Here is a 15826-nt window from a genome sequence, read left to right on the forward strand (position 1 = left end):
TTCATTACCTCAAATAATGTATATTTCTTCATCTTCTAAACCAAAAAAATATCTATTATTTAACAACATTTAGTTTTGCTTCTAAATGTCTTGCTAAATCGGATGAAATATTCCCTATTGAACGCTCTATGTAATGTTCTTCAAATAAAATAACATTGTTACCTACTAACTCTAATGATTTTTGTATTGCTGTTTCTAAATCAGATTCATTTTCATAGCAAAACCCAACTTGAGTAGGGTAATTTATCTGATTATTCATTAAAGGAAAATTGGGACACAAGACAAAAGTTTTTGTCCCAATTGCATCCGCAGCAACACCGCTACATCGGTAAAAATATTTCGATTTTTCATAATTTAAAATAATAATATCACATTCTGTCAATGTAGTATAATAATCATCTTTTTTAGAAGTGTTAACTAACTTAATGCGATTGTTGTCTATATCTAATTCAGTAAATTGCGATAAATCATCAGTTCCAATAATCAGTATAAAATCTATACTTTTTTGGATTTTCAGCAATAATTGTAAGGTTTTTTGCATTTTTTTTCCTTGTCTAAATTTTCCAATTAACCCGATTTTTTTCTGCTTAGTTAATTCTCTGTTAGATACATTAAGTAATTTTGATTGAACAACAGGATGAAGCAAAGATATATGTTTATCTATATCTTTATCGCTAAAGCCAATATATTTTAAGATCATAAATGTCTCATTTAAAATAAATTTATAATTTAGCAGATTGTAAAGTTTTAACATGAATCTTGATGGTAAATTATCAAAAGCTTGTTGAATATTGTGATGAGTAAGTACATAAACATTTTTTGTTGTAAATAGGGAAGAGCAATAGGTAAAAAGTAAAAATTCATTTGAAAAACCATGCACAATTATTACTTGTTTATTCTTATTTTTTCTAATCTTTTTACCTATATCTATATGGCATAAAGTTAAACCAATCGCTTTAAATAATTTGCAAGCCAGCGGATTTTTAATGGATGGTAAAATGTGAGGTTCTTGTCCTGTGATAATAGCTATGTCAAGAACTGACTCTTTAGCTACCTGATTAAATACTTTTAAGTAATTGCAATCACTCATTATTTTTTCTCCCTTAAATATTAGAGGTGAATTTTTATTTTTTACGCGGTTAGTGTGTCTATTCAATTTATTTAGAATAAAAAAGGCTTTCAGACTAAACTATTGTTTGCAACTACGAATTTTGACTGTTGACTTGTTAACTGCTCATAAATTGAAACCAGATGTTCTGCTGATTTTTTCCAAGTCAACTGTTTAGCTCTCACAAACCCCTGAGAAACCAATTTTTGACAATATATGGAATCCTGTTTGAGCTTAACTACAGCTTCAGACATAGCTTGAATATCCATAGACTCTACCAGCACTGCTGCATCACCTACAACTTCCGGAAGGGATGAGAGATTGGAAGTAATTACGGGTAGTCCGCACGCCATTGCTTCTAAAACTGTCAAACCAAAACCTTCATAAAGAGATGGTGCTAAGAGAACATCGGCTGCATTGTAAAGTTGAAGCAGAATATTTTTATCAGCAATACCAAAATCAAGAATATCTTCCTCAAGATTATGTTCTTTAATAAAGGTTATTTGCTCTCCCATAAATTTGCCTCCTGACCGCCAAAGACGTACTGATAGCCCTTTATCTTTTAGCGTTTTTAGCACTTTCAACACAGTAATAATGTTCTTCCGTTGGTGAGTTGAACCAATATTAAGTAAACAGATTTCTTCAGGGTATCTCTGATATTTTTGCCGAAAATATTTTATTTCCTCTGATGGTAATGGCTGAAACGATGCTTCAACTCCGTTGGGAACTACCACAATTTTATCTAATGCAATACCCAATCTTTCATGAACATCCTTAGCCGTATTTGAGGAAACAGCAATGACACAATCAGCATAACACATTCCTTTAACTGAAAATTGCCAAGATGCCATACTGAAAGCGGGAAAACGGGATTGTCCTTTGAGAATTTCTGGATAGATAAACTGTACTAAGTCATGACAGGTAATAATAATCGGTTTGCCTTTCTTTTTCAACCAATAAGCAACATGAGCATTAGTATGATCAATAATGTGATAAATGTCTCCTTCTACCTGACAAACTTGTTGGGGATGATGCCAATAGCGTTCATAATACTTGCGGATACCAATGCCAGAGTGCCACAGGTTTTCTTGGCTTTTGCTCCAAGGTTGGGGTGCAACCTCGACAACTTCCCAATTTGGACGGATTGCCTTTAATTCGGCAACTAAATTGTCAGCATAGACATCCATACTCAGAGCAACACCAGGTTCTCTACGAACAATTACTAACCGCATTGCATATTTCCTCATGAGTGATTTCATGTCTATTGCGTTTGATTCGTTCTATCACTTCCAAAAAAGCTTTGACTTCGCAGTAGATATCTTGTCCGTAAAAGACTTCTTTAGACTTTGTGCTGTAATGCTTGCGAGTCTCAATGTCAGTCATTTCTAGCATTCTGTCTGCTAAGACATCAGAATTACCACAAGGATAAACCAAACCATTGTAACGATGGCGAACTGTATCGTTATATCCCCAATTGCCACAGCGATCGCTTAAAATGGGAGGTGTCCCAGATACCATTGCTTCTGAAACTACAAGAGGATGGGGATCAATCCAGGATGTGACTACAAAAACATCCATCGCTCCATAGTAGAGAGGAATTTTGCCTTGATTCACAAAACCCAGATTGATCACCTCTGCATTATGAAGTTGACTAAGACGTTGATTAATCTCGGATTCTAAGTCACCTCCACCAATCATGATTCCTCTGACACGCGGATCACGTTGATGGGCTTTTTCTATAGCTTCAATAAATTCAAAGGGATTTTTCCGCTCTATATATTTACCGGCAAAGCCATAAATTAAAGTATCCTCATTCCAACTAAGGTCCCGGCGAATTTTCCGAATTTCGTCTTGGTTTTGCCTAATTGATTCCTCAAATCGTTCACCATCTACGGGGTGACACCCACGGACAATTTTTTCGTCTGCAACACCATAATGACGTAAGTGGATTTCATTATGGTCGCCACAGGAGAGCCAGTAATCTGCTAAATTAAGCATCCAGGGGTAAAGAATCGCCATCACAATTTGCCGCGAGCGACTATAGCGACCATCGGACATGATGGTTGCATCGTTCTGCATGATTAAAGGAATGCCACGAAGTTTACACAGCAGAGCTGTTAATCTATAGGAGTAATTAACAAAACTCTGCATGAAAATGGCATCTAAGTTATCTGGAGTGAGACTATTGAACAACTCTGGACTGATAGCGTTCTTTTTTTGTTCGGATGGTACTATTCCAGAAAAATCTTTGAGGTAATCATACTCGTAGCCACTCAATAAGTCAACATCCCAAGGTTGAGAACTTTTGCCCAGTAAAGCATCGCCACTAAGTTGATTTTCATTGCACAAATAAAATACTTTGACTGAAAGACCTGGTTGTTCATTGAGCTTTTTCCATAGAGGCCCGTGATGTTGAGTCGGATGGGTAAAAACAACGCCTAAACGAAATGAAGTCGTCATAAATCTGAATCTTTGATAAATATTTATTATTGGCGGCTTATTTAACTAATGTGCGAATTTTAATTAATATCCGATCAATTGCTTTTGGACGAAGGTGCGGAGCATATAACCAGGTAAAACCCAATTTTGCTAGTGGAACTGGCATCAGTCCAACCCAGAGAAAAAATATGCTATAGATACATCGTTTCTGCCAGTTAAAGTCAGAATATTTCCAAAGAGACCGAAATCCCCAATAAATTAGTTGAAGTGAACTGTCTGAAGAAACAGGATGAGCTTGAGGTTCTAGACGCAGAGATGCTAAACGTGACCACAAACGACCCACAGATCTCTTTTCCAAGTCATTAGGAACTTCTAGACCGAACTCCTTAGCTCGTTGTAACAGCAAAGAAAAGTTTTGCAAGTCATGTTGCACAAATCGGCGAAATCGGCTGCCGGAAACTGATGTCAACGCCCATTGGTTACTGTTGTGAATGCGATATAAACCAAGTGGTTCTTCAATTCCCACAACCTCACCATAAAATGGTGTTGAGATCATCAAATAGTCATCTGCCGTGGTCTTATACTCATCAGGGATTGGAAAAACATTAGTTAGAGCAGTTCGACTGTAAGCATTACCACTCATGGGCGTACTTGTATAGCCACTGGCTTCTAGCAAATGCCGCCACACCTCTCCAGAAGATAACTTTGCTTCAGTGGTAGGAATGTAATATCCTAATGCTTGTTTTTGGGTATCCACGACTTGTAAGCGGTAGTGAACTTTGCCAACTCCCGGCTTCCACGCCTTTACAACCTGCTCAACTGCATTAGGCAAGAGACAGTCATCAGAGTCAAGAAAAAGAATCATATCACCATGACTGGATGCAAAGCCACTATTTAGAGCCGCAGCTTGTTTACCGTTTTCTTGAAAGATGGGAATGATGCGATCGCCATAGCCGGCAATAATTTCACGGGAATTGTCAGTTGAACCATCATCAACAACAATAATTTCAGTATGAGGATAGGTTTGGTTAATGGTGCTATTAATTGCTTCTGGGAGAAAGCGATCATAATTATAGTTGTTGATGATAATACTAACGAGAGGCTGATTCCTCATATTTAGATGCTCACCTGTGAATTATTTAAAAGAGGATGTTTAGGCAAAGCAATCCAATTAGGCGGAATGAAGTCAGATAAAACAGCATCTTTATCATTCCATGGTTCAGGACGAACTACCAGCTTATCCTGATACTCTGATAACCAAGCTCCCCACCAACTAAATGTACTGTTTGCAATTACAAAGTGTTTGCACTGGCTCATTAGATACAAAGATTTCGCAGGTGTAAATCCTTCTATATAAATCACTTGGCAATCAAGGGAGGTTAAAATTTCACGACAGTAGGAAATATCATCAGAAAAAACGAAGATGTAATCAACAGATATTCTGTCACGAACAAGATTAATGCCGTTAAGATAATATTCATGTGAACAGATTCCCAAGTGTGAATTTTCCAAAAAGTCACCTCTTCTGATGCTCACTGCCAGACATTCTGTTTGGTTAGCCAAATTCAAGAGTCTAGAAAGTGGTTCACATATAAATTCACTTCTTAAAGAAAAGGCTTTAAGAATTACGTCTTTTTCTGGAAAAAATCTAGGCGACTGAAAAAATCCTGTGTACGATTGATATGGTTTTGCTAAATCCAAATCATAATTACCAGTCTCACTTTCTACGAATATATCATTGAGCTTATAAAACTTTCTGAGAGTAGAATTATGCTGAATTCTATTAGCAAATGAATGCAGTTTAGAACAATATTGAAAATATTTAAATACGGATAAATCCTTAAACAAAAATCTCTCAAATCCTTTACGTGTGGATAAATGATCATCAAGTAAGATTTTAACATTAAATCGCTGCGAAATATTCAAAGCTAAAGCCAGTTGAAACAACTGATTACCGAGCCGTCCGTCGAGTCTGATGAAAACTTTTTCGATATATTTCATACATTTGAAAATTTATTAAAGTGAAGAGAAAACAGTTTAAAAAATATGTCAAGATTGTAGAGAAGGAACTGTTATGAGCAAATCTCTAACTTTCTGACCAGCTACTCTCCAGTTCAGGCGCGATTCGTATTCATTAAAAGCAGAGAGAGCCAATTCTTTGTATTGAGTATAGTTGGTAAAGATATTAAAAATGTATTCACAGTATTGAAAAGGATCGCTATCCCTATCAAATAGCTTGCCATTCAAATCATCTTTGATAATTGTCGGAATTCCACCAACTCTTCTAGAGATACAAGGAACTCCTAGGGAATTTGCCTCAGCGAAAACAATAGGGGTACAGTCCGCTATTGAAGGTAGAATTAAGAAATGAGAATTAGCAATAAGTTGATATATTTTCTTTTTACCCTCAAGAGTAGATTTTGGAATAAAACCCAGAACTTTAACGAAATCAGGTAGGGGTTCGTCTTCAGTCGGTTGACAGCCAACTATTGTTAATTCAGTTTTTAAACCTGAATTATTCAGTTTTTTAGCCACCTCTAGGGCAACATCACCGCCCTTACGAAACCAGTCAACTCCTAAAAATAAGAGTTTGCATTTATCAATTGGTCTAGATTCAATTGCAGCTTTAATGTCGTCAATATTGTGATCACTTTCAATATTAGCTCCAAAGGGTACAACTTTCACCTTTTTAGGATCGGTATTGTAATAGTTAATAGCTGTTTGGGCTGCCCATTCAGAGGAGTAAATTGCTAACTGAGATTTCTTGAGACTAATACTCTGAATCAAATGGGCATTCTGAAGTGATTCTTGACAGAGATTACTATAGTCCGGGTAAAAATCTATGATATTGGCGAAGGTTGCATCTGCCCAAAAAACTATCGGTTGATTACATTCCAGATAGGCAATTGAATCACTTCCTGCACTGAATACAACATCAGCTTTGATGTTGTTGAGATTTTTATAAATTTGCCTTGCATAGTTTTTTGAAATTAATGGCTCGATATATTTTATATAGTTTTCTCCAAAACATTTGTAGTAACGACTTTTCAATTTACTTACAAATTGTAGTGCTAATCTATCCTCTAATGGTCCAATATAATCAAGAGGTATAGATTGCTTTTGAAGTGACTGAGCAATATAATAGCCTGTCCCAGACCAATGGTTACTTAAAGTTTTTGCATCAAAATTAGTAACGTAAGCCATTTTCATTGATTGTTCAATCCTTTTTGAATTAAGATTATAAAAAATCTAAAATTTAGAACCTTTTTGCTTTCTTCCACTAGTCAGGAGTCAGTGAAGCACGGAGATAATTTTTAAATCGGATGAAAAATGACATAATTTATTATCTGCCTACAATCACTTCCTGGTAACTGCCTGATTTGAGAATTCGACCCTGTTCAAGTTGATAAATACAATCGCAATGCTCAATTGTGGAAAGACGGTGAGCAATAATAATGATTGTCTTACTACCAGCTAAAGCTTTTGTTGCTTCACTAATCAGATGTTCTGTTTTAGTATCTAAAGCGGCAGTTGCTTCATCAAAAACCAATATTTCTCTTTCGTGATAAAGTACCCGTGCAATCCCAACTCTTTGGCGTTGTCCTCCCGATAAAAGAACTCCCCGTTCACCAATAATAGTTTTCAGTCCGTCTGGAAGTTGGTCAACTACTTCGCTAAGTTGAGCCATTGCAATCGCTTTCTTTAATTTATTTTGGTCAATTAAATGATCAGGAACTCCATAAGCAATATTCCGCTCAAGGGTATCATCAATCAAAAATATAGATTGGGGAACATAGCCAAGCATATTCTGCCAGGAGCGTAAATCGCTATAAACTGAAACTCCGTCAACTTTGATATCTCCCAATTGAGGGATAAAAAGACCGAGAATAACATCAACCAAAGTTGTTTTACCAGCACCAGACTTACCAATTAGTCCAATAGACTCTCCCTTGCGAATAGATAGGGAAATATCTTCTAGTACATTTCTTGTAGTGTTTGGATATTGAAAAGTGAGCTTATCTAAAATAACTTTATCAGCAAACCGAAATGTTTGCAGCCCTTTTGGCAATAATTTGTTAGAAACTCTAGCAGAATCAAAGTTAGTTATCAGCTTTTCTTTTTCCAACTCTTTAAAATCAAAGAATAGCCGATCAAGAGAATAAATGTTACCTCTAATCACATTAATTCCAGAAATTAAATTTCCAACTGCTGGTAGCAGACGAACTGAAGCGAGCGCAAAAATTCCTAAAACCCCAGTCAGATTTTGCGTTTTATCTTGATTTAAGGTGATAAATAAAAATGTAAAGCCTATTAAGAAACTCATCATTAACGGTTCAAGTACAAAGCGGGGAAGATTACCATAGGCTGAAGCTAAAGTGCTACTTTCGGCATAAATTTTTGATTGCTCCTCCATCTGATTTTGAAAATAGGATTCGCAACCAATTACACGAGTTTCTTTCAATCCCCCTAATCCATGATTTGTAATCCGAATCATCTCCCCATAAGCATGAAACCCCTCTTTACTCCAACGAGCTAAACGCTCTTTCATTGGATGCAACAATCCAAAAGAAATAAGTAGCAGCACCGCAATAAGAATTAAGGCGATCGCATTAGTTTTGATTAAAAGCAGCATTAATGCCAGGACGATTACAGTATTAGAGATAAATGTCAAAGATGTAGATACTACACCAATAGAAACTGCATCTGTTGTGTTAGTGATATTCTGAATAAGTGTTGCTGAATTAATCCGCACGTGGTAGCTATAAGGAGCTTCGATATATGATTTTAGAAGCTTGCAAGAGAGTTTTCTTTTTAAGTCAGAGCTAAATTTGAACACTGTTTTTTGAGCATTAAAAGCCAAGAATGCTTTTAGATAAAAAGCAATAATAACTACTAATCCTAGAAAAATCAAAAATTGCTGTTCTGAGTTAAAATGCAATTCTTTGTAAATTAAATCTAACCAATAAATATTTTTGATTGTATCTGGATTGATAGCGATCGCAATAAATGGAGCAATCATTCCGGTTCCAAAAACTTCTAAGCCAGAAACAAGGATGAATAGAAAAAGCATCGCTATGAGCGATTTGTGACTGCCTCTTGTAATATATAACAGCTTGGTAAGAAAATGAGTCATTAGTGATTAATCTCAGATGAATTAAATTTACAAAGATGTATTAATAAACCTAATTTTTGGCTTAGCAAAACATAGACCAAGGCTATTATTAAAGTTTATGTGTAAAATTAGATAATTGTGTCTTTAAGCGGTAATAGCTTGGACGTAATTCCATAAATGAGCGTCGTGCATTAAAAAAAATCTGCTGTTGCCAATGAGGTATTGAACACCACTTTTTATAGGTTGGTGTTGCAACCTTAATCAGAAAATCTTGCCACTTTTTGACCATATTATCTGGGTGTGTTTCCTTGGCACGAAGCCAGCCATTTTCAATCATTGCCTGGCGCAGTTCCTGATTATCCTGAAGCTGTTTGAGAGATGAAATAACTTCATTTAATGAAGTTGCCTCCAGGTAATCTAAATCGCTTTTTTGCTCAGATTGAAAAGCAGATTCATAACTTAGAATTGCTGGTACACCTGCGTGCCATGCGTTATAAAGTTTTGAGGCAGGTTTTCCTCGCCAATCATTTTGGCGACCAAAACTTCTTATGGCTAGAATTACATCAATATCACTGTAATCATGCCATTCATGATGATTCAACTTCTTCTGAAATTTCAACCCTAAATATTGAAGATGATCATACCAAGAGCGATCGCAAAATTCAGAGACTAAGTTGACTTCATTCCCTAAAAAAGTCACATTTTCAAAGGTATGGCCCCGTTGTGGATTCCGAGGAATAATAGAAGGCTGTGGCCAATGGGGGATAAAGTGACTTTCCCACAGTGTCATAAACCCGCTAGGAATTGCTTGATAAGGATTTTGAACCACATGGAGTTGCGCGTAGGGATGCCTGTCTACATCTGCTCGCAAACAAACCAGCAGTAATTTTGAACCTGGCTGTATAGAATCATCAAGAAAATCACGGTGAGATAAAACAATACCCTCATCAGGCATAGTTTCTACTAGCTTGCAAAGAAAACCATAGTCATTGAGGTAAAGATAGGTTTGTAACGTCCAAAAGCAACCACCACTTTGCATGGGAGATATGGAAGGGTGAGAAGACAACCACTGCCAGAAAGAACTGGCATTTTGGGGTAAGTTGCCAGCAAGTAATTTACTTTCAGGAATATAAAAATAAATTGGGGACATGAATGTTTTCCTATTTGCTAATTATTGATTTATAAATCACTGTTTTTAGTTTTTGGAATTTGTAAGCAAGATTAAGCTGAAGTTCTTTCCAGAAAGTGAATCGCCAACCTTTCCATTCTGTCTTATCTATATAGTGATAGAAATACTCCTTAAATATTGCATTACGAGAATTCCAAGGTTTTGCTGCTGATGCAAAATGTGTGATATAAGGCTTATTAATTAAGCTATTGTAGACATTTTCTAAAAACGGACTTACTTCCCAGGAAGAGTATTCATAAATTCCAGGTGTAACGTTCCATTGAGGATCGAGTTGACCCCATTTTTCTATAAGTAGCCCATTCAAAATATCCTGATCTGCAAAGCGTATATATTCTTTATTTTGCTTAAGATATTCTGTGGCATTTTTTAGAAATTCTTCATCCCGCCATTTCTTGACATTAATAACAAGTACACCTGTATTAAAATATTTGGTATGTTTATCCTTTATACCTAATTGCTGATAGTTTAAAAGTCCATTATGAGCCGATACTGAGTGTATCCATATATCAGGTGCAGCTAATAGATATTTATCTCCTAAATCAATTTCCCATAGTTGATTTATGTCTCCGTTGACGACCAAATCACAGTCCAGATAAATTGCCTTTTCAAACTTCTGAGGCAAAAGTTCGGGAATTAGCAATCGATAATAAGCTTCAATAGTGAGGTGCTTTTTAGCTTGACCTTCAGTTATGGTATATCTTACAGATTCCTTGAAGCTTTCATCAAAGTAAGAACTGTGGTTAGATAGAAAATAAACCTCGCATCCTGTGTTGTTCAGCGTTTTTAATATTTTTTCTTTGTTTTTCTTTGTAATGCCTCCATCAATGATATAAAAACTGATCCTGCGATCTCTTTGAAGATTTTCAAGTACGGAGCGAGTCATTGTTGCTAGAGGCATGGCATATTTATCATCAGCAGCACAAACTAGGATAATAGGGTCGTTTACTTGAGGAGAATTCGAGTCGTTCTCGCTACTTAAGCTATTAGTATCTACAAACATGGTAATACTATTAAATAAATTTATTGTATTGTTCAGAAACTAAGATGATTGAGAAGAATGCAACCAAGAGTAATATCGTGATCTAAACCATTCAGGTAACAAGAGGTTGATTGGATTATTACGCAAGCCATGCTTTTTCAACAGATGAAGCCAATGGTTTAGTCTTTCACCAAAAGGCATCAGTGGCAAATGCCATTGAATCAGTTGATCAGCATTCATTTGGATATCATGTATACTTTTCATGTAGACATCTGGCTCACTTAAATACATCTCATCTGGCACATTTGTAGTTACAGGAACATTAGGTTTAGTAGAAACATAGGAATAAATCTGATTAAGGGAATTCTGCCAGCCATTTCCTATGTGGGTTTCTGCAATTTTACGTTGTGTTGCTTCCCCTAAAAATATCCGAAATTCTGCATCTTTCACTAAGTGTGATAGAACTGCTGTGTACTCTTCAATATCTTGTACACGGATCAGATTGCCAGTTATACCAGGCATATCAGCGCCGAGAACTCCACTTCCTTCAGAGGGGTAAGGATAGCGACTAACAAGGGGAACACCATAGCTTCCAGCCTCCAACAGCGATGTACTCGAGACAAATGGGAAGGAGTCTACATATATATCCGCAGCCTGGTAAAACACGCTCGTATGTTCAGTTTCTTTAAGAACTCTAATTCTGCCTTGGGTTTGGCCAATTGCATCTGACGAATCTTCACTTTCACCCGGACCAATAACAATCAAGATGGCTTGCGGATACTGTTTTAGTAATGGCAGATGTGCGTCAGCAAAGCTAATGCCATTGATAGTTTTGTATTTTATTGCCCTAGCGATAGAGAGAAGTAAAATGCTGTCTTCAGGAATATTTAATTGTCGCTTTGCTTCTGCACGAGAAAGTATTCTCTGAGTTGGTTCCAAAATGATAGGCAGCAACACATTTCGTTTTGGCTCTATATGCCTACGCTCCTGTGCTAAACGCATACCTGACCCACGAAGACTAACAACAAGATCACTAATACTTGCTCCTAGCCAAAAAAGATGATCGGCATGATCTATAAAAATAACTGGCGGAAGGTGTTCTTTTTCTGAAAAGGCAATAATCGGAACAACGTCAGCACTATTAATATGTAACACAATCAGATCAAAATTAATGGCAATTTTTCGCAGCCAGTCTGCCCAAGAGATAATATTGCCAATTCTTGTATTTAGTAAGTATATCTGACCACCACTGTTGAATACAGAATCTCTCAGAAGTTGTGGTACTACCTTCGGTGCTTGCCGTGTTAATACAAGAGAGTGAGAACGTTCAGTATCTTGTTTAATCCACCGCCAAAGCATTCTGGAATGCCCACCAATAGATCCCATTGACGTGGCGATATGCAAAACGTTCTTTGGTGTCTCATAGAAAGAACTTCTTTTAATAGAATCAATACTACCTCGTATCGCTTTTCTTCCAATCGAAAGCAGAATATGTTCAAGCTCTTGGCTAATAAAAAGACCACAATGTTTTCCGCTGGCATAACTAGCTGCCATTTCACCGTAAACAGCCGCCATATTATACTTGCCGCAATCCATAGAGTCTTTTGCCTGGGTAACTAGACTGCGAAATACCTCAAAATTTTGAGGAATAACCCTACGACCTTCTTCTTGCCAAAGAGTAAATGTATCGTTAACGATCTGCTTCATATAATTCCTTGTTAATTATTGATTTTTGATAAATCAAACCACAACAATTCCACTCGAAGGAGTTCGAGGTTTAACCCCCATATCAAGAAAAACATTGACCGCAATTTGTTGTGCGCGGGAATCAACCCGAGGATTCGTGACACCTGCGCTATCTAAGCCCCACACCCACTGAATCGAGCCGGTAGAGAAGACTTTTGCCCCACTGGCTGCTGTGTAACGCACCGCATTTGCGATCGTTGTATTAGTTCCTGGAGGAAGAGGTGGAAGTGCACCTTGGGGTTGAACTGGTGATTGTGATAACACAACTAGTCCCGCTGGGGTAAAGCCGTTGTTCAATACGGCATCCCACTCGTAACCTACCAAACCTGTAAGTTTATCCCCATTCTGAAGTCCGGTGTTGGCATAGTAAGGATCAGAGGCATTACTCACCACATAGTCAAAACCTTGGTAAATACCTGCGGAACCAAGATCCCCAGTGTATGCAACCCCCAGTAAAGCATTCTCAGGGCGATTGACTTCAGGGCTACGGAACAGCGTGGTTGCAGCAGCAGGGTTAGTTTGGGCAATGGGGTCGAGTGCAGCACCTGTACCAATCCCCGACGTATCCTTATAGACAGTCATTACCCGGTTAGCTTGTCCGCTAGTGGAAGGCTCAAACCGGACTTGCCAATAGGCAGTATTAGCTGAGAAAAATGCCAAGTTAGTGCCATTATCTCGCGCTTGTTCAACATAATTACGCTGTTCCATTGACCAATACTCATCGTGACCCACAGAGAGGAATGTCTTCTGAGAATACAATTGCAAGGGATTGATACTCACATCCAGGTTAGTGTAGTAGGAGACATCATAGCCCTGAGATTCCAGCCAGCGTGTCATGTTGTACTCCCAGGTCAACGTATTGTTGAACTGTTCTGAGGCAGAAGAGGTATTGTACTGGAATGGTCGGTCAAAGGAGACCTGATAGGCGCGTTGTCCACCGGAACTATTGAAGCCATAAAGGCTGTAACCACCATAGTTGTTATAGGCTGCCGCTGTGGCAATGGCATCCTGGAAACCAATATCAGCCGGACGATTATCATCCCGCAACACAAACTGGATGTAATTCTGCCTACCCGTTCTACTATCAGTCAACTTAGCAAAGTAAAGCCCACTGGTCCAGTCATTACCAGTTTGCAAAGTATAGGAGGTATTCCATTTGTACTCAACTAATCTAGTATTTGAATCAATCGTTGGACCGGCTTGCACGACACCATTAAGCCCGGTAATACTAGTAATGAGCCGACCTCCTGTACCACCATAGTAGCCCAACCGATAGACATCAATCCGGTACTGTCCAGCTTGGGCAAGGGAGACTTTAAAATTAATGGCTTGTCCTTTATTGATGCTTGTTGCGTCACCATAACCAACAATCTCAGTGGTTGCTTGACTAGTGCTAGGAATTTGCCAAGCGGTTGTTCCTGTCTTTTGGTTTTCTACAACGATCGCATTTTGAGCAGCAACAGTTACCCCTGCACTGGCAACATTTTCACTACTGCCCAGGTTATCAATGTAACTTGCCAACACCCGGACTTGCTGTCCTAAAAGAGCCGTTGTTAGCGTCAGAGACTTTGCTATTGATCCAGCAATATTTGTCCAGCTACTGTTGAAAAACTGCTGCCACTGATAGTTAATCGCTACTCCCGTCAACCCATCGTTATCAAAAACCGTTTCGTCTAGAGTATAACCAATTGTTGCACTACCCTTCAGGATCACCGTACCGGGGTCATTAACGTTAACCACAGCAGAGGTAGCTGTGCTGAGGGGATTCTCACTGCTGCCGAGAGCATCGGTGTAGGTAGCCCTAACTCGTACTTGCTGATTCACCTGTGCTTGAGCCAGAGTCAGTCTTTGGCTAGTAGCTCCGGTAATATTTGTCCAGGTAGTACCGTTGCTGCTCTGTTGCCACTGATAATTAATGGTTACACCCGTTAATCCATCGGCATCGGCAACATTTGCTGTCAGGGTTTGGTTTTGCGTTGCCGTGCCACTGATGCTGACTGTACCAGGTTTGTTATTGGGATTTGGGGCAGTGGGAGCAAAGACAATATCGCGGAAGTAATTTCCGTTCTGATAAACCTGAGTAGGGAATGCGTTTATAGTTTCATTATATACTCCAGCCCCGACGGGTGCCGTGAGGTCGCCATTGGTAATTGCAGTAGGAAATCCATTTGGCGTATGGGCATAATAGCCGTTGGTGTTAACTGAAACTACATAGGTCGTATTGGCTGGAATCGTCACAGGCGTTGACAAAGCCTGTTGTTGCCAACCGGAAGCCGTTTCATTCGTAAAGGTCACGCTGGCCAGCAGAGTGCCGGTACTTGACCAAATGCGACCTACATGAGTGCCGGTTTCACTGGGAGATTTGTAGTAACGAATGGCTTGAATCCGTCCGGCTTTGGTACTAGTAAATTTCATTCCCAATTCATAGTCCACCCCCTGTCCATCTGTAAAGTTGGGTTGGGTTGGCGTTGTCGTCGAGGTAAAAATGCTCTCTAGGAGAGCCGAAATCGGGCTACTCGCCAAACTCAAGATATTTTCGCTGCCACCGAGGGCATCTGTATAGGTTGTATTTACTCTAACCAGTTGACCTACCAGGCTACTGTCTAATGTCAATGTTTGATTGGTAGCTCCGGTAATATTTGTCCAGGTAGTACCGTTGCTGCTCTGTTGCCACTGATAGTTAATAGTTACACCCGTTAATCCATCGGCATCGGCAACATTTGCTGTTAGAGTGTTACCCTGTGATGTTAAACCGCTAACAGAAACGATACCTACGTCATTGATGTTAGCAACGGTAGTAGTAGCTGTACTGATGGGATTTTCACTGCTGCCGAGAGCATCGGTGTAAGTAGCTCTGACTCGTACTTGCTGATTCACCTGTGCTTGAGCCAGAGTCAGTCTTTGGCTAGTAGCTCCGGTAATATTTGTCCAGGTAGTACCGTTGCTGCTCTGTTGCCACTGATAGTTAATGGTTACACCCGTTAATCCATCGGCATCGGCAACATTTGCTGTCAGAGTGTTACCCTGTGATGTTAAACCGCTAACAGAAACGATACTTACGTCATTGATGTTAGCAACGTTAGTAGTAGCTGTACTGATGGGATTTTCACTGCTGCCGAGAGCATCAGTGTAAGTAGCCCTGACTCGTACTTGCTGATTCACCTGTGCTTGAGCCAGAGTCAGTCTTTGGCTAGTAGCTCCGGTAATATTTGTCCAGGTAGTACCGTTGCTGCTCTGTTGCCACTGATAGTT

Annotated in this window: 11 protein-coding genes; all 11 read right to left on the reverse strand. The window is 38.7% G+C overall.

Annotated features, from left to right (window positions below; translation table 11 throughout):
* Positions 1–55 precede the first annotated feature (55 nt).
* A complete protein-coding gene (locus H6G25_RS14390; protein ID WP_190393067.1) occupies positions 56–1090 on the reverse strand; it encodes a hypothetical protein in 1035 nt (344 codons plus the stop codon).
* Positions 1091–1179: 89 nt separating this feature from the next.
* Positions 1180–2340 carry a glycosyltransferase family 1 protein gene (locus H6G25_RS14395; RefSeq protein ID WP_190393068.1) on the reverse strand — a complete coding sequence of 387 codons (1161 nt, stop codon included), beginning with the start codon at positions 2338–2340 and terminating at the stop codon, positions 1180–1182.
* A complete protein-coding gene (locus H6G25_RS14400; protein WP_190393069.1) occupies positions 2318–3568 on the reverse strand; it encodes a glycosyltransferase family 4 protein in 1251 nt (416 codons plus the stop codon). The genes H6G25_RS14395 and H6G25_RS14400 overlap by 23 nt, the downstream gene beginning before the upstream one ends.
* Positions 3569–3605: 37 nt before the next feature.
* A complete protein-coding gene (locus H6G25_RS14405; RefSeq protein ID WP_190393070.1) occupies positions 3606–4661 on the reverse strand; it encodes a glycosyltransferase in 1056 nt (351 codons plus the stop codon).
* A 2-nt stretch (positions 4662–4663) separates the two neighbouring features.
* On the reverse strand, positions 4664–5548 hold the full coding sequence (locus H6G25_RS14410; protein WP_190393071.1) for an alpha-1,2-fucosyltransferase: 885 nt from the start codon (positions 5546–5548) through the stop codon (positions 4664–4666).
* Positions 5549–5596: 48 nt separating this feature from the next.
* Complete coding sequence (locus H6G25_RS14415) at positions 5597–6751, reverse strand: glycosyltransferase family 4 protein (protein ID WP_242034970.1); 1155 nt, start codon at positions 6749–6751, stop codon at positions 5597–5599.
* Between the two features lie 139 nt (positions 6752–6890).
* Positions 6891–8681 carry an ABC transporter ATP-binding protein gene (locus tag H6G25_RS14420; RefSeq protein WP_190393073.1) on the reverse strand — a complete coding sequence of 597 codons (1791 nt, stop codon included), beginning with the start codon at positions 8679–8681 and terminating at the stop codon, positions 6891–6893.
* Positions 8682–8769: 88 nt separating this feature from the next.
* Complete coding sequence (locus H6G25_RS14425; protein WP_190393074.1) at positions 8770–9810, reverse strand: hypothetical protein; 1041 nt, start codon at positions 9808–9810, stop codon at positions 8770–8772.
* A gap of 10 nt (positions 9811–9820) precedes the next feature.
* On the reverse strand, positions 9821–10849 hold the full coding sequence (locus H6G25_RS14430) for a glycosyltransferase family 8 protein (RefSeq protein ID WP_190393075.1): 1029 nt from the start codon (positions 10847–10849) through the stop codon (positions 9821–9823).
* A gap of 39 nt (positions 10850–10888) precedes the next feature.
* On the reverse strand, positions 10889–12535 hold the full coding sequence (locus H6G25_RS14435; protein ID WP_190393076.1) for a glycosyltransferase: 1647 nt from the start codon (positions 12533–12535) through the stop codon (positions 10889–10891).
* A gap of 33 nt (positions 12536–12568) precedes the next feature.
* Positions 12569–15826, reverse strand: a 3258-nt coding sequence (locus tag H6G25_RS21255; protein WP_347239195.1) for a N,N-dimethylformamidase beta subunit family domain-containing protein, incomplete at its 5' end; no start/stop codon positions are given.

Origin of the sequence: Dolichospermum sp. FACHB-1091 (genome assembly GCF_014697585.1) — a bacterium.
Taxonomy (GTDB): Bacteria; Cyanobacteriota; Cyanobacteriia; order Cyanobacteriales; family Nostocaceae; genus Dolichospermum.

What these genes read in the sequence shown, in the direction of transcription:
- H6G25_RS14430 (WP_190393075.1), bottom strand. Translation starts at nt 10,849, where the DNA reads ATGTTTGTAGATACTAATAGCTTAAGTAGCGAGAACGACTCGAATTCT.
- H6G25_RS14400 (WP_190393069.1), bottom strand. Translation starts at nt 3,568, where the DNA reads ATGACGACTTCATTTCGTTTAGGCGTTGTTTTTACCCATCCGACTCAA.
- H6G25_RS14410 (WP_190393071.1), bottom strand. Translation starts at nt 5,548, where the DNA reads ATGAAATATATCGAAAAAGTTTTCATCAGACTCGACGGACGGCTCGGT.
- H6G25_RS14390 (WP_190393067.1), bottom strand. Translation starts at nt 1,090, where the DNA reads ATGAGTGATTGCAATTACTTAAAAGTATTTAATCAGGTAGCTAAAGAG.
- H6G25_RS14435 (WP_190393076.1), bottom strand. Translation starts at nt 12,535, where the DNA reads ATGAAGCAGATCGTTAACGATACATTTACTCTTTGGCAAGAAGAAGGT.
- H6G25_RS14395 (WP_190393068.1), bottom strand. Translation starts at nt 2,340, where the DNA reads ATGCGGTTAGTAATTGTTCGTAGAGAACCTGGTGTTGCTCTGAGTATG.
- H6G25_RS14415 (WP_242034970.1), bottom strand. Translation starts at nt 6,751, where the DNA reads ATGGCTTACGTTACTAATTTTGATGCAAAAACTTTAAGTAACCATTGG.
- H6G25_RS14405 (WP_190393070.1), bottom strand. Translation starts at nt 4,661, where the DNA reads ATGAGGAATCAGCCTCTCGTTAGTATTATCATCAACAACTATAATTAT.
- H6G25_RS14420 (WP_190393073.1), bottom strand. Translation starts at nt 8,681, where the DNA reads ATGACTCATTTTCTTACCAAGCTGTTATATATTACAAGAGGCAGTCAC.
- H6G25_RS14425 (WP_190393074.1), bottom strand. Translation starts at nt 9,810, where the DNA reads ATGTCCCCAATTTATTTTTATATTCCTGAAAGTAAATTACTTGCTGGC.